The following is a 17595-nucleotide window of genomic DNA, read 5'->3' as shown; positions in this document are numbered from 1 at the left end:
ACCATGACCAAAATCGTCATCGACGGCATCGAGGTCGACGTTCCGGCCGACTACACCGTCCTCCAGGCCTGCGAGGCCGCGGGGGCCGAGATCCCGCGCTTCTGCTTCCATGAGCGGCTCTCGATCGCCGGCAATTGCCGCATGTGCCTCGTCGAGGTGAAGGGCGGCCCGCCGAAGCCGCAGGCCTCCTGCGCCATCGGCGTGCGCGACCTGCGCCCCGGCCCGAACGGCGAGCCGCCGGTCGTCATGACCAAGTCGCCGATGGTCAAGAAGGCGCGCGAAGGGGTGATGGAGTTCCTGCTCATCAACCACCCGCTCGACTGCCCGATCTGCGACCAGGGCGGCGAATGCGACCTGCAGGACCAGGCCATGGCCTTCGGCACGGATTCCTCGCGCTTCGCCGAGAACAAGCGCGCCGTCGAGGACAAATATATCGGCCCGCTGGTCAAGACGACGATGACGCGCTGCATCCAGTGCACGCGCTGCGTCCGCTTCACCACCGAGGTCGCCGGCGCCTCCGATCTCGGCGCCATCGGCCGCGGCGAGGACATGGAGATCACCACCTATCTCGAGCGGGCGATGACCTCCGAATTGCAGGGCAATGTCGTCGACCTCTGCCCGGTCGGGGCGCTGACCTCGAAGCCCTACCAGAACAAGGCCCGGCCCTGGGAGCTCTCCAAGACCGAGAGCATCGACGTGATGGACGCCGTCGGCTCGGCGATCCGCGTCGATTCCCGCGGCAAGGAAGTGATGCGCATCCTGCCTCGCCTCAACGAGGCGGTGAACGAGGAGTGGATCTCCGACAAGACCCGCCACGTCGCCGACGGGCTCAAGACGCAGCGCCTCGACCGGCCCTATCTGCGCGAGCATGGCCGCCTGCGCCCCGCGAGCTGGAGCGAGGCCTTCGCCGCCATCGCCGCCAAGGTGAAGGCGACCGCGCCCGAGAAGATCGGCGCCATCGCCGGCGATCTCGCCGCGGTCGAGGAGATGTTCGCGCTGAAGAGCCTGATCGCCGCCCTCGGCAGCGCCAATCTGGACTCCCGCCAGGACGGCACCAGGCTGCATCCGCGGTTCGGCCGCGCCTCCTACGTTCTCAACGCCGGCATCGCCGGCATCGAGGAGGCGACCTCGCTGCTGATCGTCGGCGCGAATCCGCGCCGCGAGGCGCCGATCCTGAACGCGCGCATCCGCAAGCGCTGGCTGCGCGGCGACTTCAAGATCGACCTCATCGGCGAGAAGGCCGATCTGACCTATAGCTATGACTATCTCGGCGCCGGCCCGGAGACGCTGGCCGAGGTCGTGAAGTCGGCCGCCGCTGCCGGCGGCAAGCCGATGGTGCTGGTCGGGCAGGGCGCGCTCGCCCGCGCCGACGGCGAGGCCGTGCTCTCGCTCGCCGCCAAGGCGGCGCAGGCCCTCGGCGCCGTCACCGAAGGCTGGAACGGCTTCGGCGTGATCCATACCGCCGCCGCCCGCGTCGGCGGGCTCGATCTCGGCTTCGTGCCGGGCGAGGGGGGACTGGACGTGGCGGGCATGCTCCAGCCGGGCGCGCTCGACCTGCTCTTCCTGCTGGGGGCCGACGAGATCGACGTGCCGGAAGGCGCCTTCGTCGTCTATCAGGGCACGCATGGCGACAAGGGCGCCCACCGCGCCGACGTCATCCTGCCCGGCGCGGCCTATACCGAGAAGTCGGGCACCTACGTCAACACCGAAGGCCGCGTCCAGATCGGCGAGCGCGCCACCTTCCCGCCGGGCGACGCCCGCGAGGACTGGGCGATCCTGCGTGCGCTCTCCGGCCATCTCGGCAAGACGCTGCCCTTCGACTCGCTTTCCGGCCTGCGCAAGGCGCTCTACGAGGCCCATCCGCAATTCGCCGCTATCGACGGGCTGCCGGCCAACGACGCTGCGGCGATCGGCAGCCTTGCCGGCCGCGGCGGCAAGACCGACAAGGCGGGCTTCGTCTCGCCCATCGGCGATTTCTACCAGACCAACCCGATCGCGCGTGCCTCCGCCGTGATGGCGGAATGCTCGGCGCTGGCCTCGGGCCGGCACCAGCAGGCGGCGGAGTAACCGGCCATGAACTGGGACCTCGTCCTCGATATCGCGATCATCCTCGGCAAGAGCCTGCTGCTGCTGGTCTGCCTGCTGGTCTTCATCGCCTATATCCTGCTGGCCGACCGCAAGGTCTGGGCGGCGGTGCAGTTGCGCCGCGGCCCGAACGTCGTCGGCCCGTGGGGGCTGTTCCAGAGCTTCGCGGACCTGATCAAGTTCGCGCTCAAGGAGCCGATCATCCCGGCCGGCGCCAACAAGGGCATCTTCCTGCTGGCGCCCTTCGTCTCCTGCCTGCTGGCGCTCGGCGCCTGGGCGGTGATTCCGGTGGCGGAGGGCTGGGCGATCGCCGACATCAATGTCGGCATCCTCTATATCCTCGCCATCTCCTCGCTCGGCATCTACGGCATCATCATGGCCGGCTGGGCCTCGAACTCGAAATATCCGTTCATGAGCGCGCTGCGCTCGGCCGCGCAGATGGTCTCCTACGAGGTCTCGATCGGCTTCGTCATCATCACCGTGCTGCTCTGCGTCGGCTCGCTCAACCTCTCGGCCGTGGTCGAGGCGCAGCAGAACCGCGGGCTCGCCCATGCGCTGGGCGTGCCGTGGCTCTCGATCCTGAACTGGTACTTCATTCCGCTCTTCCCGATGTTCGTCGTCTTCTTCGTCTCGGCGCTGGCCGAGACGAACCGGCCGCCCTTCGACCTGGCCGAGGCGGAATCCGAACTCGTGGCGGGCTTCATGGTCGAGTATTCCTCGACGCCGTACCTGCTGTTCATGCTCGGCGAATACGTGGCGATCATGACCATGTGCTCGCTGACCACGATCCTGTTCCTCGGCGGCTGGGCGCCTCCGGTCCAGCTTCCGCCCTTCACCTGGCTGCCCGGCGTGTTCTGGTTCGCGCTCAAGGTCTGCCTGGTGTTCTTCATGTTCGCGCTGGTGAAGGCCTTCGTGCCGCGCTACCGCTACGACCAGCTCATGCGCCTGGGCTGGAAGGTCTTCCTGCCGCTCTCGCTCGCCAGCGTGATCGTCGTGGCGCTGGTGCTGCAGGTCATGGGCTGGGCGCCGGTGGCGGGATGAATGGGGCCGGCCTGCTCGGCGCCGCGATCGGCCTCGGGCTCGGCCTGCTGGAGTACCGGCTGATGTCGGCGGTGGTGATCGGGGCGCTGAGGCGCACGGATCGCTCCGGGACCGAGGCCGAGAAGATGGATTACGAGCGCCGCATCCGCATCCTGCGGTGGGCGCTGATGGCAATGACGGTCGGCTTCACGCCGATCCTGGGTTTCGTGATCGGCCGGACCTTGTTCGGCTGAGGATGTAAAGGACGAAGGCGATGTCACTCGCGCAAGCCGCAAGGGGCCTGCTGCTGAAGGAGTTCGTCGGGGCGATCGGCCTGTCGATGCGCTATTTCTTCAAGCCGAAGGCGACGCTCAACTACCCGTTCGAGAAGGGCCAGCTCTCGCCGCGCTTCCGCGGCGAGCACGCGCTGCGCCGCTATCCCAACGGCGAGGAGCGCTGCATCGCCTGCAAGCTCTGCGAGGCGATCTGCCCGGCGCAGGCCATCACCATCGAGGCCGGCCCGCGCCGCAACGACGGCACGCGCCGCACCACCCGCTACGACATCGACATGACCAAGTGCATCTATTGCGGCTTCTGCCAGGAGGCCTGCCCGGTCGATGCCATCGTCGAGGGGCCGAATTTCGAGTTCGCGACCGAGACCCGCGAGGAGCTGTTCTACGACAAGGACAAGCTGCTCGCGAACGGCGCGCGCTGGGAACGCGAGATCGCGCGCAACATCGCGATGGACGCGCCCTATCGGTGATGCTTTTCCGGCCGCCTCCCGGCGGTCATCCCGGGCGACCGCAGGGAGACCCGGGATCCATGCCTGAACCTGTGCCGGTAGCGCTCCGGCATGGATCCCGGATCGGCGCCGCTTCGCGGCTTGTCCGGGATGACGGCATGGAAAACCGAACGAGACCAGACCCGCCGCGCGGTTGTCCGGCACGGCGGGCCTGATTATAGACGCTCCAAATTGCGCCGGGTCCTTTTGAGTCCCGGAGCACGAACCAAACGAGGACCGCTCCGGAAAGGGGCGGGAAGGGCTGGCCGAGATGAATGCCGCAGCGGCTTTCTTCTATCTCTTCGCAGGGGTGACCGTGGCGTCCGCCTTCATGGTGGTGACGTCGCGCAACCCCGTGCATTCGGTGCTGTTCCTGATCCTGGCCTTCGTCAACGCGGCCGGGCTGTTCGTGCTGCTGGGCGCCGAGTTCCTGGCGATGCTGCTGGTCGTCGTCTATGTCGGCGCGGTCGCGGTGCTCTTCCTCTTCGTGGTGATGATGCTCGACGTCGATTTCGCCGAGTTCCGCCAGGGCTTCCTCAACTACCTGCCGATCGGCGCGCTGATCGGCTTCATCTTCGCCGTCGAGCTTTTGATGGTGCTCGGCGCCTGGGCCATCGACCCGCAGCTCGTCAAGGCGCCGGTCGCGGCGATCCCGACCGGCATGACCAACACCGAGGCGCTCGGCCGGGTGCTTTACACCCAGTATGTCTACTACTTCCAGGCCGCCGGGCTGGTGCTGCTGGTCGCGATGATCGGCGCGATCGTGCTGACGCTGCGCGACCGCAAGGGCATCAAGCGCCAGAGCGTCCCGGCCCAGAACGCCCGCACCAAGGAGGCCGCCATGGAGGTCAAGCAGGTGCCCTCGCGCGCCGGTGTTCCCGAGGAGATGGCATGATGATCGGACTGGGCCACTATCTCGCCGTCGGCGCCATCCTGTTCACGCTCGGCGTGCTCGGCATCTTCATCAACCGCAAGAACGTCATCGTCATCCTGATGTCGCTCGAGCTGATCCTGCTCTCGGCGAACATCAACTTCGTCGCCTTCTCGAGCTTCCTGGGCGATATCCTCGGCCAGGTCTTCGCCCTGTTCGTGCTGACGGTGGCGGCGGCCGAGGCCGCGATCGGGCTGGCCATCCTCGTCGTCTACTTCCGCAACCGCGGCTCGATCGCGGTGGAAGACATCAACATGATGAAAGGCTGAGCGCTTCCCCAGCGCCTGGACCTCACGACCATGTATCACGCGATCGTCTTCCTACCTCTCATCGGCTTCCTGATCGCCGGCCTGTTCGGCCGGCTGATCGGCGCGCGCGGCTCCGAAATCGTCACGACCTCGCTGCTCGTCGTCTCGGCGGTGCTGTCCTGGATCGCCTTCTTCCAGGTCGGCTTCGGCGCCGGCACGACGCGCATTCAGGTCGCGAGCTGGATCGCCTCGGGCGAATTGCAGGTCGACTGGGCCTTCCGCATCGACACGCTGACCGCGGTGATGCTGGTCGTCGTCAACACCGTTTCGTCGCTCGTGCACCTCTACTCGATCGGCTACATGCACGAGGATCCGCACCGGCCGCGCTTCTTCGCCTATCTCTCGCTCTTCACCTTCGCCATGCTGATGCTGGTGACGGCCGACAACCTCCTGCAGATGTTCTTCGGCTGGGAAGGCGTCGGCCTCGCCTCCTATCTGCTGATCGGCTTCTGGTACCAGAAGCCCTCGGCCAATGCCGCGGCGATGAAGGCCTTCATCGTCAACCGCGTCGGCGATTTCGGCTTCCTGCTCGGCATCTTCCTGATCTTCGTCCTGTTCGGTGCGGTCACCTTCGACGCGATCTTCCCGCGCGCCGGCGAGATGGTCGGCCAGGGCTTCCGCTTCCTCGGCTATGACTGGAACGCGCTGACCCTGACCTGTCTGCTGCTGTTCATGGGCGCCATGGGCAAGTCGGCGCAGTTCCTGTTGCACACCTGGCTGCCGGACGCGATGGAAGGCCCGACCCCGGTTTCCGCCCTGATCCATGCGGCGACCATGGTCACGGCCGGCGTGTTCATGGTGGCGCGGCTCTCGCCCGTCTTCGAATACGCGCCCGTCGCGCTCACGGTCGTCGTCGTCATCGGCGCCACCACGGCCTTCTTCGCCGCCACGGTCGGCCTGGTGCAGAACGACATCAAGCGTGTCATCGCCTATTCGACCTGCTCGCAGCTCGGCTACATGTTCGTCGCGCTCGGCGTCGGCAATTACGGCGCCGGCGTCTTCCACCTGTTCACCCACGCCTTCTTCAAGGCGCTGCTCTTCCTCGGCGCCGGCTCGGTCATCCATGCGATGCACCACGAGCAGGACATGCGCCATATGGGTGGGCTGAGGAAGTACATCCCCTTTACCGCGGCGACGATGACGATCGGCACGCTGGCGCTGACCGGCTTCGGCATCCCCGGCACCGTGCTCGGCTTCGCCGGCTTCTTCTCGAAGGACGCGATCATCGAGAGCGCCTATGCCTCGGTGGCGCATGGCGGCTTCGCCTCGTCCTATGCCTTCGTGCTGCTGGTCGTCGCGGCCTGCATGACCTCCTTCTACTCCTGGCGCCTCTACTTCCTGACCTTCGAGGGCGCGCCGCGCTGGGGCCATGCCGCGCATGGTCACGACGATCACGCCCATGCCGCGCACGGCCATGACGACCATGCGCAGGACGACCATGCGCATGACGATCACGGCCACGGCCACACGCCGCATGAGAGCCCCTGGGTGATGCTGCTGCCGCTGGCCCTGCTTTCGATCGGCGCGATCGCGGCCGGCTTCGCCTTCAAGGAATACTTCATCGGCCATGACTTCGCGCATTTCTGGAAGTCGGCGCTGTTCATGGGCAAGGACAACCACATCCTGCACGAGATGCACGAGGTGCCGGTCTGGGTGATGGTCTCGCCCTTCCTGGCGATGCTGATCGGCTTCGTGCTGGCCTGGTACATGTATGTCCGCCGGCCGGACGTTCCCGGCAGGCTCGCCGCGGCGAACCCGGCGCTCTACCAGTTCCTGCTCAACAAGTGGTACTTCGACGAGATCTACGACTTCCTGTTCGTGCGTCCGGCGAAGTGGCTCGGCCGCTTTCTCTGGAAGAAGGGCGACGGCTTCGTCATCGACGGCTTCGGTCCGGACGGCGTCTCGGCCCGCGTGGTCGACGTGACCAACCGCGTCGTCAGGCTGCAGAGCGGCTATGTCTATCACTATGCCTTCGCCATGCTGATCGGTGTCGCCGGGCTGGTGACCTGGTATCTCGTGACCCGCGGGTGAGATGATGTTCGGCTTCGGTATCCTCACCGGTCTCCTGATCCTGCCGCTGGTCGGCGCGGCCCTGATCCTCGTGCTACGCGGCGACGAGGCCTCGGTCTCCTCCAATGCGCGCTGGATCGCGCTGTTCACGACGGTGCTCGCCTTCGTGCTCGCCTGCGTCGCCTGGAGCCGCTTCGACACGGCCGATCCCGGCTTCCAGCTCGTCGAGAGCCATGGCTGGATCTCGGAGGCGATCCGCTTTAAGCTCGGCGTCGACGGCTTCTCCTTCCCCTTCATCGTGCTGACGGCCTTCCTGATGCCGTTCTGCATCCTCGCCTCCTGGACCTCGGTCGAGAAGCGGGTGGCCGAGTACATGGTCGCCTTCCTGGTGCTCGAGACGCTGATGATCGGCGTCTTCGCGGCGCTGGACCTCGTGCTGTTCTACCTGTTCTTCGAGGCCGGCCTGATCCCGATGTTCCTGATCATCGGCATCTGGGGCGGGAAGCGGCGCGTCTACGCCTCCTACAAGTTCTTCCTCTACACGCTGCTCGGCTCGGTGCTGATGCTGCTCGCCGTGATGGCGATGTACTGGAACGCCGGCACCACCGACATTCCGTCGCTGCTCGCCCACAAGTTCCCGGCCGGCATGCAGACCTGGCTCTGGCTCGCCTTCTTCGCCTCCTTCGCGGTGAAGATGCCGATGTGGCCGGTGCATACCTGGCTGCCCGACGCCCACGTCGAGGCGCCGACCGCCGGCTCGGTCGTGCTGGCCGCGATCCTGCTGAAGATGGGCGGCTACGGCTTCATCCGCTTCTCGATCCCGATGTTCCCGGAGGCGTCGCACTACTTCGCGCCGCTGGTCTTCGCGCTCTCCGTCATCGCCATCGTCTACACCTCGCTGGTGGCGCTGATGCAGGAGGACATGAAGAAGCTGATCGCCTATTCCTCGGTGGCGCATATGGGCTTCGTCACCATGGGCCTGTTCACGCTGACCCCGCAGGGCATCCAGGGTGCGATGTACCAGATGGTCAGCCACGGGCTGGTCTCGGGCGCGCTCTTCCTCTGCGTCGGCGTGATCTACGACCGCATGCATACCCGCGAGATCGCCGCCTATGGCGGGCTGGTGAACCGGATGCCGCTCTACGCGGTGGTGTTCATGATCTTCACCATGGCCAATGTCGGCCTGCCGGGCACCTCGGGCTTCGTCGGCGAGTTCCTGACCCTGCTCGGCTCCTTCCGGGCCAATCCCTGGGTCGCCTTCTTCGCCACCTCGGGCGTCATCCTCTCGGCCGCCTATGCGCTGTGGCTCTATCGCCGCGTCGTCTTCGGCGAGCTCACCAAGCCCGAGCTCAAGGACATCTCGGATCTGAACGGCCGCGAGGTCCTGATCCTGGCCCCGCTCGTGCTGCTGACGATCTGGTACGGCATCCAGCCGCACACCATCCTCGACGCCTTCGCGGCGCCGACCGAAATGCTGATCAAGAACTATCAGGCCGCGCTCACCGTCGCGAAGACGGCGCTGGCGGCCGCGCAGTAAGGTCTCTGACATGGCTCTGCCCGCTCTCGGCCCGGCCCTGCCGGAAATCATCCTGGCCATCGGCGCCATCGCCATGGTGCTGGTCGGCGCCATCCGGCGCGAGCGCGCCGCCCGCCTGCTCGAAGGCGCGGCGCTGATCCTGCTGGCCGCGGCGCTGGTGCTCGTCGTCACCGGCGAGGGCAGGGCCACGACCTTCAACGGCAGCTTCGTCGTCGACGCCTTCGCCCGCTTCATGAAGGTGCTGACGCTGATCGGCGCCGGCGCCGCGATCCTGCTCGCCTCCAGCCCGCTGCGCCGCGACGGGGTGATGCGCTTCGAGTTCCCGGTCCTCGTCGTGCTGGCCGTCATCGGCATGATGATGATGATCTCGGCCAACGACCTGATCGGCCTCTATGTCGGCATCGAGCTGCAGTCGCTCGCGCTCTATGTCGTCGCCGCCTTCGACCGCGACAGCGCCCGGTCGACCGAGGCCGGCCTGAAATACTTCATCCTCGGCACGCTCTCCTCCGGCATGCTGCTCTATGGCGGCTCGCTGGTCTACGGCTTCACCGGCACGGTCAGCTTCACCGGCATCGCCGCGGCGACGCAGGGCGGCCATGCCGGGCTCGGCCTGGTCTTCGGCATCGTCTTCATCGCCGCCGGCGTCGTCTTCAAGATCTCCGCCGTGCCGTTCCACATGTGGACGCCGGACGTCTACGAGGGCGCGCCGACCCCGGTCGCCGCCTTCTTCGCCTCGGCCCCGAAGATGGCCGCCATGGCGATGGTGGTGCGCATCTTCATCGGCGCCTTCCCGGGCGCGATCCATGACTGGCGCCAGATCATCGTCTTCATCTCGATCGCCTCGATGGCGCTCGGCGCCTTCGCCGCGATCGGCCAGCGCAACATCAAGCGCCTGCTCGCCTATTCCTCGATCGCCAATATGGGCTTCGCGCTGGTCGGCCTCGCCGCCGGCACGCCCGACGGGGTGCAGGGCGTGATCACCTATATGGCGGTCTATCTCGCCACCACGCTCGGCGCCTTCGCCTGCGTGCTGATGATGCGCCGCGACGGCAAGCTGGTCGAGGACATGTCCGAGCTCGCCGGCCTGTCCCGGACCAATCCCTGGATGGCCTTCGCCTATTCGATGATGATGTTCTCGCTCGCCGGCATCCCGCCGCTGGCCGGCTTCTGGGCGAAGTTCTACGTCTTTCTCGCCGCGATCGACGCCAAGCTCTACGTGCTCGCCGTGGTCGGCGTGCTGACCAGCGTCGTCGGCGCCTACTACTATCTGCGCATCGTCAAGCTGATCTATTTCGACGAGCCGAAGCCGGCCTTCGAGCATGGCGACCTCGGCGTGCGCACGGTGCTGTTCGTCTCGGCGCTGTTCGTGCTGGCGCTCTCGCTCGTGCCGGCGCCGCTGTTCAATTCGGCGGCGGCGGCTGCGAAGTCGCTGTTCTGAGCTGACGGCGCGTGCTCGGCGAAGCCGCCCGCGCCGCGGGCTACCGGCTGATCGTCCGCGACGCGGTCGGCTCGACCATGGAGGAGGCCCGCCGCGCGCTCGACCAGGGCGAGCCCGGTCGGCTCTGGATCGTCGCCCGCAGCCAGAATGCCGGCCGCGGCCGGCATGGCCGGCAATGGGGCTCGCCGCCCGGCAATCTCTACGCCAGCCTGCTCCTGACCGACCCGTGCGAGCCGGCGCTGGCGCCGCAGCTCGGCTTCGTCGCCGGGCTCGCCTTGCACGACGCGGTGGCCAGGCTGCTCGGCCCCGCCGCCGCGGCGCTCCGGCTGAAATGGCCGAACGACCTGCTGCTCGGCGGCGCCAAGATGTCGGGCCTGCTGCTCGAGGGCGAGAGCCGGGCAGGGCGGCTCAACGTCATCCTCGGCTGCGGCGTCAACATCGCCTCCTGCCCCTCCGATACGCCCTATCCGGCGACCTATCTCAAGGCGCTGGCGCCGGAGGCGAGCGTCGAGGCCTTGCTCGCCGCCCTCAGCGACGCCTGGGCCCGGCGCTTCGCGATCTGGTCGGAGCCCGGCGGCTTCGGTCCGACCCGCGCGGCCTGGCTGGAGCGCGCCGCCTTCCTCGGCGAGACGATCACCATCCGCCTGCCGGAAGGGCCGCTGAGCGGCCGCTTCACCGGGCTCGACCCGACCGGGCGCCTCGAACTCGAGACGGAGACGGGGCGGCGGCTGATCGATGCCGGCGATCTGTTCTTTGGCCAGCCGGCCTGAGGCGCGCGCCTCCATGCTGGTCTGCCGCGGTGCGGCCATGCTAAGGGAGGCTGCCGTTTTCAACGCGGTCATCCCGGGCGACCGCAGGGAGGCCCGGGATCCATGCCTGAGCCTCTCCGGCAGACGCTCGGGCATGGATCCCGGGTCTGCGCTCCGCTCCGCCCGGGATGACCCGCGTTCTTCGTGATTTCAGTCCAGAAGGCTGCGGCGGCGTACGACCCCGTACCCGCGGCCGCCTTCGCGCCGTTCAGGATTGCCAGTGACCCGTTCCAGCGACCAGCTCGTTTTCGTTCCCCTCGGCGGCCTCGGCGAGATCGGCATGAACGCCGCTCTCTACGGCTTCGGACCCGAGGGCAGGCGAAAATGGATCCTGGTCGATTGCGGCCTGTCCTTCGCCGGGCCGGAGGCGCCGGGCGTCGATATCGTCCTGCCGGACCTGCGCTACATCGTCGAGGAGCGGGCGAACCTCCTCGGCATCGTCATCACCCATGCGCATGAGGACCATATCGGCGCGCTCGCGGCGCTCTGGCCGAGCCTGCGCGCGCCGGTCTGGTGCACGCGCTTCGCCGCGGGGCTGCTCGGCACGCGCCGGCTCTCGGAGCCCGGCGCGCCCAAGGTCGAGATCAATGTCGTGCCGCAGGGCGGGCGCATCACGCTCGGCCCCTTCGAGATCGAATTCGTCCCGGTCGCGCATTCGATTCCCGAATCGAACGCCCTCGCCATCCGCACCCCGGCCGGGCTCGTCGTCCATACCGGCGACTGGAAGATCGATCCGACCCCGCGCGTCGGCCTGCCGACCGACGAGAAGCGCCTGCGCGAGCTCGGCGAGGAGGGCGTGCTCGCCCTGATCTGCGACTCGACCAACGTGATGCGCGAGGGCATCAGCCCGAGCGAGGCCGATGTCGCCGCCAAGCTGAAGGAGCTGGTGCAGTCGGCGCCGGGCCGCGTCGCCGTCACCACCTTCGCGTCCAACGTCGCCCGGCTGCGCGCCGTCGCCGAGGCGGCAATGGCGAACGAGCGCGACGTCGTGGTCGTCGGCCGCGCCATGGAGCGGGTCATCGACGTCGCGCGCGAATGCGGCTATCTCGACGGCATCCCGGCCTTCCGCCCGGTCGACGCCTATGGCTACCTGCCGCGCGACAAGGTGGTGGCGCTGCTGACCGGCAGCCAGGGCGAGCCGCGCGCCGCGCTCTCGCGCATCGCCGCCGACGACCATCCCGAGATCGCGCTCTCGCCCGGCGACCGCGTGATCTTCTCCTCGCGCACCATCCCCGGCAACGAGAAGGCGGTCGGCAACATCCTGAACGCGCTGGCGCGCGACAATATCGAGATCATCACCGACCGCACCCATCTGGTCCATGTCTCCGGCCATCCGCGCCGCGAGGAGCTGGCCCGGCTCTATGGCTGGCTGAAGCCGCAGATCGCCATCCCCGCCCATGGCGAGGACCTGCATCTGGCCGAGCATGAGAGCTTCGCCCGCAGCCTCGGCGTGAAGCATGTGCTGCGCGCCGGCAATGGCGACGTCGTCGCGATCTCGGCCGCCGGCGCCAGCAAGGTCGACGAGGCCCCGCATGGCCGGCTCTACCAGGATGGCAGCCTGCTGGTGAACGCGCTGGAGAAGACGATCCAGGAGCGGCGGCGCCTGTCCTTCGCCGGCATGGTGTCGGTCGCGGTCGCCGTCGACGAGAAGGGCGGCATCGCCGGCGAGCCGGAGATCGCCATCCTCGGCCTGCCGCCGCGCACGCAGGACGGCACCGATTTCGACGAATACGTCGCCGATACCGTCGCCGACCTGCTCGACGGCATCCCCAAGGCCCGCCGCCGCGACCCGGAGGCCCTGCGCAACGCGCTGGAGCGCGGCGTCCGCAGCGCGGTCAACGAGGAGTGGGGCAAGAAGCCGCTGGTGCATGCGCTGGTGATTGAGGTTTAGGGTAGTCGGGAGTAGGCAGGCGGCAGGAGGGCACGGATTCCGATTGCCTAATGCCGACTGCCCATTGCCCAGCGGAGCCCCCATGATCGGACGCCTGAACCATGTCGCCATCGCGGTGAAGGACCTCGCGGCCGCGACGGCGCTCTACCGCGACACGCTCGGGGCGCGGGTCTCGCAGCAGCAGCCCGAGCCTCAGCATGGCGTCACCGTCGTCTTCGTCGAATTGCCCAACACCAAGATCGAATTGCTGGAGCCGCTCGGCGCCGAATCCCCGATCGCCAAGTTCCTCGAGCGCAATCCCGATGGCGGCATCCACCACATCTGCTACGAGGTCGACGACATCCTCGCCGCCCGCGACCGGCTGAAGGAACGGGGCGCGCGCGTGCTCGGCTCCGGCGAGCCGCGCATCGGCGCGCATGGCAAGCCGGTGCTGTTCCTGCACCCCAAGGATTTCCTCGGCACGCTGGTCGAACTGGAGCAGGCTTGAATGTCGGAGATCCGCTTCCTCGGCCAGCCCGAGCCCGGCTCGCCGCGCCCCTTCAGCGCCGCGACCGTCGCCGGCGGCCTGGTCTTCGTCTCCGGGCATTCGGCGCCGCATGATCCGGCCCGCGGCGTCCATCGCGGCGCCACGCCGGCCGAGGAGGTGCGCAACGCGCTCGGCCGCATCGCCGCGATCCTGGCCGAGGCCGGCAGCGGGCTCGACCGCGTCGTGCAGATGACGATGCTGATCACCGACCCGGCCGACTACGCCGCCTGCAATGCCGAATATGTGAAGCATTTCCCGGCCGGCCTGCCGGCACGGCACACGGCCCGCTTCGGCGTGCCGACGGAGGCGCGCGTCGCCTTTTCCTGCATCGCGCTGGCGGGAGCGGCAGCATGACCATCGCCAGCGCGCTCGCGGTCTATTTCATCATCTGGTGGACGACGCTCTTCGCGGTGCTGCCCTTCGGCATCCGCAGCCAGCATGAGAGCGGCGAGGTGGTCGAGGGCACGGAGCCGGGCGCCCCGGTCCTGCCCGGCCTGCTGAAGAAGGCGGCGATCACCTCGGTCATCGCTGCGATCATCTTCGTCTTCGTCTGGTACATCTGGGCGAATTACGACTTCTGATCCCGCCTTTCGGGCAGGCGGGGCTGTCCGTGCAGGCAGGCCGCTTCTCCGCGCCGAGACGAAGCGTCAGCGGGCAGGGCGCAAGGCCCGCCGCCGGCCTTGCGCGGAAACGGGGCGCGTTCTCGGTCCTGCGCGCGGAAGCGGGAAACGGCCTGTCCGGAAAGGCAAATCATCGCGGCTGCAGCATCAGCGCATGCCGGAGCGGCCCTAACGTCACCTGGCGGGGAAGCTGCCAAAGAAAAAGGCAAGGCCAATGCCCTGCCTTGGTTAGTACGCTTTTTTCCGCAGTATCGGCATACGTCTAGGTGCGTGCGCCTTGTATACGTGCGGGCGTTCGTTCCTCCCGAGACCTGGTCCGCGGCGCCTTGGCTAGCAAAGCGTGCCCAGCGGAAGAAGGATTAGCCGATTGTGACGCAGTTGTCATCTGTTTAGGCATGTCGAGCCTCAACTTTTTGCAAATCCATTCTCGGCTGCACTTGTGCAGTGCAACAAAGTCGGATTCGCGCCCGTGCGATGCCTTGTTCCGGTCAAAGGATATCGCTACTCAGCGCGGGATTGCCGCTGTCCCCGATGCGGCCATGGAGATCTTCATGCTGCGCAGCTCGCTCGCCGCCCTGGCCCTTCTCGCCTCGCTGGGCTTCGCCCAGGCCCAGAAGGCCGATCCCGAGAACACCGTGGTACTGACCACCAAGGACGGCCCGGTGACCATCCGCCTGCGGCCCGACCTCGCGCCGAAGCATGTCGCGCAGATCAAGACGCTGGTGAAGCGCGGCTTCTATGACGGCATCGTCTTCCACCGGGTCATCGACGGCTTCATGGCCCAGACCGGCGACCCGACCGGCACCGGCACCGGCGGTTCCGACCTGCCCAACATCCCGGCCGAATTCAGCCAGACGCCGTTCAAGGTGGGCTCGGTCGGCATGGCGCGCTCGCAGTCGCCGAACTCGGCCAATTCGCAGTTCTTCATCTGCTATGAGGGCTGCGGCTCGCTGACTGGCAGCTACACGCTGTTCGGCGAGGTCGTCTCCGGCATGGATGCGGTGCGCAAGATCAAGAAGGGCGCGCCCGGCAGCGGCCAGGTCACGAACCCCGACAAGATCGTCTCGATGCGGATGCAGTCGGACGCCAGGTAAGGCGCGGCGAACATCCTGCCGGAAGGGGCGTTTCGGTGCAAAGGAGTGGTTCATGCGCCATCTCGTCCTGACCGCCTTCCTTCTCGGCGCGGCACTCGCGCCGGCCGCCGCGCAGGAAACGCTCGATCTCGGCCGGCCGCCGCCCTCGGGCTCGCAGAATCCGGTCCTGCCGCCGCCTTCCGGCGCGCAGAACCCGATCCTGCCGCCGCAGAGCGGCCAGCGCTACGCGCCCGGCGTCGGCGGGCCGTTCGGCGGCAACGACATCCCCGGCATCGACCAGCGCCGCATCGGGCCGCCGCGCCTCAGGGGCGTGGCGGGCGAGATCGGGCTGGTTGGCGACGTCTCGCCCGATATGCCGGACGAGAAGGGCGACACCGTCGACAAGCTCGCCGACATCGCGCCGGCCCTGCGCCGTTGCTGGCAGCCGCCGCCACTGCCCGGCGATCTCACCGGCGCAATGGTCTCGCTGCGCTTCAGCCTGCGCCGCGACGGCACGCTCTTCGGCCAGCCGCGCGTCACCTGGGAAACCCGGCGCGGGGATCCGGCGTTCCAGAAGCGCTTCGGCGATTCGGCCATTGCCGCCGTGCATGCCTGCACGCCGATGAGGTTGTCGAAGGGCCTCGGAGCGAGTATCGCGGGGCGCCCCTTCACCATACGCTTCCACGGCCATGGGCCGCTCAACGAAAGGCAGAGCTGATGTCGCTCGATCCGGAAAACACCATCGTCATGGAGACGACCAAGGGCCGCGTGGTCATCAAGCTGCGCCCCGATCTGGCGCCCGGCCATGTCGAGCGCATCAAGACGCTCGCCCGCGAGGGCTTCTATGACGGCATCGTCTTCCACCGCGTCATCGACGGCTTCATGGCGCAGGTCGGCTGCCCGCACGGCACCGGCACCGGCGGCTCGAGCTATCCGGACCTGAAGCAGGAGTTCAACGCCGAGCCGCATGTCCGCGGCATCTGTTCGATGGCCCGCGCCCAGAACCCGAACTCGGCCAACAGCCAGTTCTTCATCGTCTTCGACGATGCCCGCTTCCTCGACAAGCAGTACACCGTCTGGGGCGAGGTCGTCGAAGGTATGGAGAACGTCGACAAGATCAAGCGCGGCGAGCCGGTGCGCGATCCCGATTCGATCGTCTCGATGAAGGTGATGGCCGACGCGGCCTGAGATTTCGACATTGGGCGAGCCCTCGTCCTGAGGAACCGCGCTTGCGCGGCGTCTCGAAGGATGGTTCCGGTGAGACCTGGAGCATCCTTCGAGACATGAGCGCTGCTCGTTCCTCAGGATGAGGGCTCGCTGCTTTTGGAAGAGACACACTCGCCATGAATGTCGATCTCTTCGATTTCGACCTGCCCGAGGAGCGCATCGCGCTGAGGCCGGCGAGCCCGCGCGATGCGGCACGCCTGCTCGTGGTGCGTCCGGACGCTCCCGAGCCCTTCGCGGATAGGGGAATCCGCGACCTGCCCGCGCTGTTGCAGCCGGGCGACGCGCTCGTCCTCAACGACACGCGGGTCATTCCGTCCCGCCTGCGCGGCCGGCGCTATCGCGGCGCGGATTCGGCCCGCGTGGAGATCATGTTGCACAAGCGCGAGAGCGACGATCGCTGGCGCGCCTTCGCCCGTCCGGCCAAGAAGCTCAACCTGGGCGAGACGGTCGTGTTCGACGCGGAAGGCGCCAGCAATGCCTGCGAGCTCGGCCGCCTCCAGGCCGAAATCGTCGGCAAGAGCGAGGGCGGCGAGGTCGAATTGCGCTTCAGTCTGACCAGCGCCTATCTCGACGAGGCGATCGCCCGGCTCGGCGAATTGCCGCTGCCGCCCTATATCGCCGGCAAGCGCCCGGCCGACGGCGCCGACGCCACCGACTACCAGACCGCCTATGCCCGGCATGAGGGCGCCGTCGCCGCGCCCACCGCCGGCCTGCATTTCACGCCGGAGCTGTTCGCGGCGCTGGAGGCGCGCGGCGTCTCGCGCCACTTCGTCACGCTGCATGTCGGCGCCGGCACCTTCCTGCCGGTGAAGGCGCAGGACACCGACGCGCATCGCATGCATGCCGAATGGGGCACCGTCTCGGCCGAGACCGCCGCCGAGCTCAACGCGGTGAAGGCGCGGGGCGGACGCATCGTCGCCGCCGGCACGACCTCGCTGCGCCTGCTCGAAAGCGCGACTGACGCGGACGGGACCGTGAAGCCCTTCGCGGGCGACACGGCGATCTTCATCACGCCGGGTTATCGCTTCCGCGCCGTCGACCTGCTGATGACCAATTTCCACCTGCCGCGCTCGACATTGTTCATGCTGGTCTCCGCCTTCTGCGGACTCGACATGATGAAACGGGCCTATGCCCATGCGATCGCAGCGAATTATCGCTTTTATTCCTACGGCGACGGCAGCCTGTTGTTCCGGGCGGCCGCGCCGCCGCTTCCGCCATCGCGCGCCTAGCGCATCGGCCCGAAAAGTGGAACGCGGTTTTCGGGAAGAGCCGATGCAAAATCGAGGAAGCGGGGCGCGCGGGATGGCTTGGCCGCTGCCGGTCCTCGCGACGACGGGGA

Annotated in this window: 18 protein-coding genes; all 18 read left to right on the top strand. The window is 67.7% G+C overall.

Features of this window, described 5'->3' with window-relative positions:
- Window positions 1-3: 3 nt before the first annotated feature.
- The 18 genes from nuoG to queA all read left to right on the top strand — a co-directional run bounded on the left by nuoG (window position 4) and on the right by queA (window position 17485).
- Window positions 4-2067 carry an NADH-quinone oxidoreductase subunit NuoG gene (gene nuoG, locus ACWH43_RS12960; RefSeq protein ID WP_158448321.1) on the top strand — a complete coding sequence of 688 codons (2064 nt, stop codon included), beginning with the start codon at window positions 4-6 and terminating at the stop codon, window positions 2065-2067.
- A gap of 6 nt (window positions 2068-2073) precedes the next feature.
- The gene (gene nuoH, locus ACWH43_RS12955) at window positions 2074-3126 is read left to right on the top strand and encodes an NADH-quinone oxidoreductase subunit NuoH (protein ID WP_158446879.1); all 1053 of its coding nucleotides are present in this window, start codon (window positions 2074-2076) and stop codon (window positions 3124-3126) included.
- Complete coding sequence (locus tag ACWH43_RS12950; RefSeq protein WP_158446880.1) at window positions 3123-3359, top strand: hypothetical protein; 237 nt, start codon at window positions 3123-3125, stop codon at window positions 3357-3359. The genes nuoH and ACWH43_RS12950 overlap by 4 nt, the downstream gene beginning before the upstream one ends.
- A gap of 20 nt (window positions 3360-3379) precedes the next feature.
- Window positions 3380-3868, top strand: a complete 489-nt coding sequence (gene nuoI, locus ACWH43_RS12945; RefSeq protein WP_038367698.1) for an NADH-quinone oxidoreductase subunit NuoI — start codon at window positions 3380-3382, stop codon at window positions 3866-3868.
- Window positions 3869-4157: 289 nt separating this feature from the next.
- Window positions 4158-4781: an NADH-quinone oxidoreductase subunit J gene (locus tag ACWH43_RS12940; protein ID WP_158446881.1), complete on the top strand. Its 624-nt coding sequence runs from the start codon at window positions 4158-4160 to the stop codon at window positions 4779-4781.
- The gene (gene nuoK, locus ACWH43_RS12935) at window positions 4778-5086 is read left to right on the top strand and encodes an NADH-quinone oxidoreductase subunit NuoK (protein WP_158446882.1); all 309 of its coding nucleotides are present in this window, start codon (window positions 4778-4780) and stop codon (window positions 5084-5086) included. Before ACWH43_RS12940 ends, nuoK begins: the two co-directional genes overlap by 4 nt.
- A gap of 30 nt (window positions 5087-5116) precedes the next feature.
- Entirely contained in the window at window positions 5117-7156 is a 2040-nt protein-coding gene (gene nuoL / locus ACWH43_RS12930) for an NADH-quinone oxidoreductase subunit L (RefSeq protein ID WP_158446883.1), read from the top strand.
- A 4-nt stretch (window positions 7157-7160) separates the two neighbouring features.
- Window positions 7161-8672 carry an NADH-quinone oxidoreductase subunit M gene (locus tag ACWH43_RS12925; protein ID WP_158446884.1) on the top strand — a complete coding sequence of 504 codons (1512 nt, stop codon included), beginning with the start codon at window positions 7161-7163 and terminating at the stop codon, window positions 8670-8672.
- Between the two features lie 10 nt (window positions 8673-8682).
- The gene (gene nuoN, locus ACWH43_RS12920) at window positions 8683-10110 is read left to right on the top strand and encodes an NADH-quinone oxidoreductase subunit NuoN (RefSeq protein WP_158446885.1); all 1428 of its coding nucleotides are present in this window, start codon (window positions 8683-8685) and stop codon (window positions 10108-10110) included.
- Window positions 10111-10121: 11 nt separating this feature from the next.
- Complete coding sequence (locus ACWH43_RS12915) at window positions 10122-10880, top strand: biotin--[acetyl-CoA-carboxylase] ligase (protein ID WP_260348351.1); 759 nt, start codon at window positions 10122-10124, stop codon at window positions 10878-10880.
- A gap of 259 nt (window positions 10881-11139) precedes the next feature.
- The gene (locus tag ACWH43_RS12910; protein ID WP_158448322.1) at window positions 11140-12810 is read left to right on the top strand and encodes a ribonuclease J; all 1671 of its coding nucleotides are present in this window, start codon (window positions 11140-11142) and stop codon (window positions 12808-12810) included.
- A gap of 82 nt (window positions 12811-12892) precedes the next feature.
- Window positions 12893-13297 carry a methylmalonyl-CoA epimerase gene (gene mce / locus ACWH43_RS12905; RefSeq protein WP_158448323.1) on the top strand — a complete coding sequence of 135 codons (405 nt, stop codon included), beginning with the start codon at window positions 12893-12895 and terminating at the stop codon, window positions 13295-13297.
- Window positions 13298-13690 (top strand): RidA family protein, encoded by a 393-nt coding sequence (locus ACWH43_RS12900; RefSeq protein ID WP_158448324.1) that lies wholly within the window; start codon window positions 13298-13300, stop codon window positions 13688-13690.
- Window positions 13687-13917 carry a DUF1467 family protein gene (locus tag ACWH43_RS12895; RefSeq protein ID WP_158448325.1) on the top strand — a complete coding sequence of 77 codons (231 nt, stop codon included), beginning with the start codon at window positions 13687-13689 and terminating at the stop codon, window positions 13915-13917. The genes ACWH43_RS12900 and ACWH43_RS12895 overlap by 4 nt, the downstream gene beginning before the upstream one ends.
- Before the next feature lie 590 nt (window positions 13918-14507).
- Window positions 14508-15050, top strand: coding sequence for a peptidylprolyl isomerase (locus ACWH43_RS12890; RefSeq protein ID WP_260348349.1), 543 nt, complete (start codon window positions 14508-14510; stop codon window positions 15048-15050).
- Window positions 15051-15102: 52 nt separating this feature from the next.
- A complete protein-coding gene (locus ACWH43_RS12885; RefSeq protein ID WP_158448327.1) occupies window positions 15103-15747 on the top strand; it encodes a hypothetical protein in 645 nt (214 codons plus the stop codon).
- A complete protein-coding gene (locus ACWH43_RS12880; RefSeq protein WP_158448328.1) occupies window positions 15747-16217 on the top strand; it encodes a peptidylprolyl isomerase in 471 nt (156 codons plus the stop codon). Before ACWH43_RS12885 ends, ACWH43_RS12880 begins: the two co-directional genes overlap by 1 nt.
- Window positions 16218-16372: 155 nt before the next feature.
- On the top strand, window positions 16373-17485 hold the full coding sequence (queA, locus tag ACWH43_RS12875) for a tRNA preQ1(34) S-adenosylmethionine ribosyltransferase-isomerase QueA (RefSeq protein ID WP_158448329.1): 1113 nt from the start codon (window positions 16373-16375) through the stop codon (window positions 17483-17485).
- Window positions 17486-17595 lie beyond the last annotated feature (110 nt).

This window comes from Allobosea minatitlanensis, assembly GCF_964020775.1.
The sequence above is the reverse complement of the archived record's forward strand: the minus strand, read 5'-3'. Positions and strand labels throughout refer to the sequence as shown.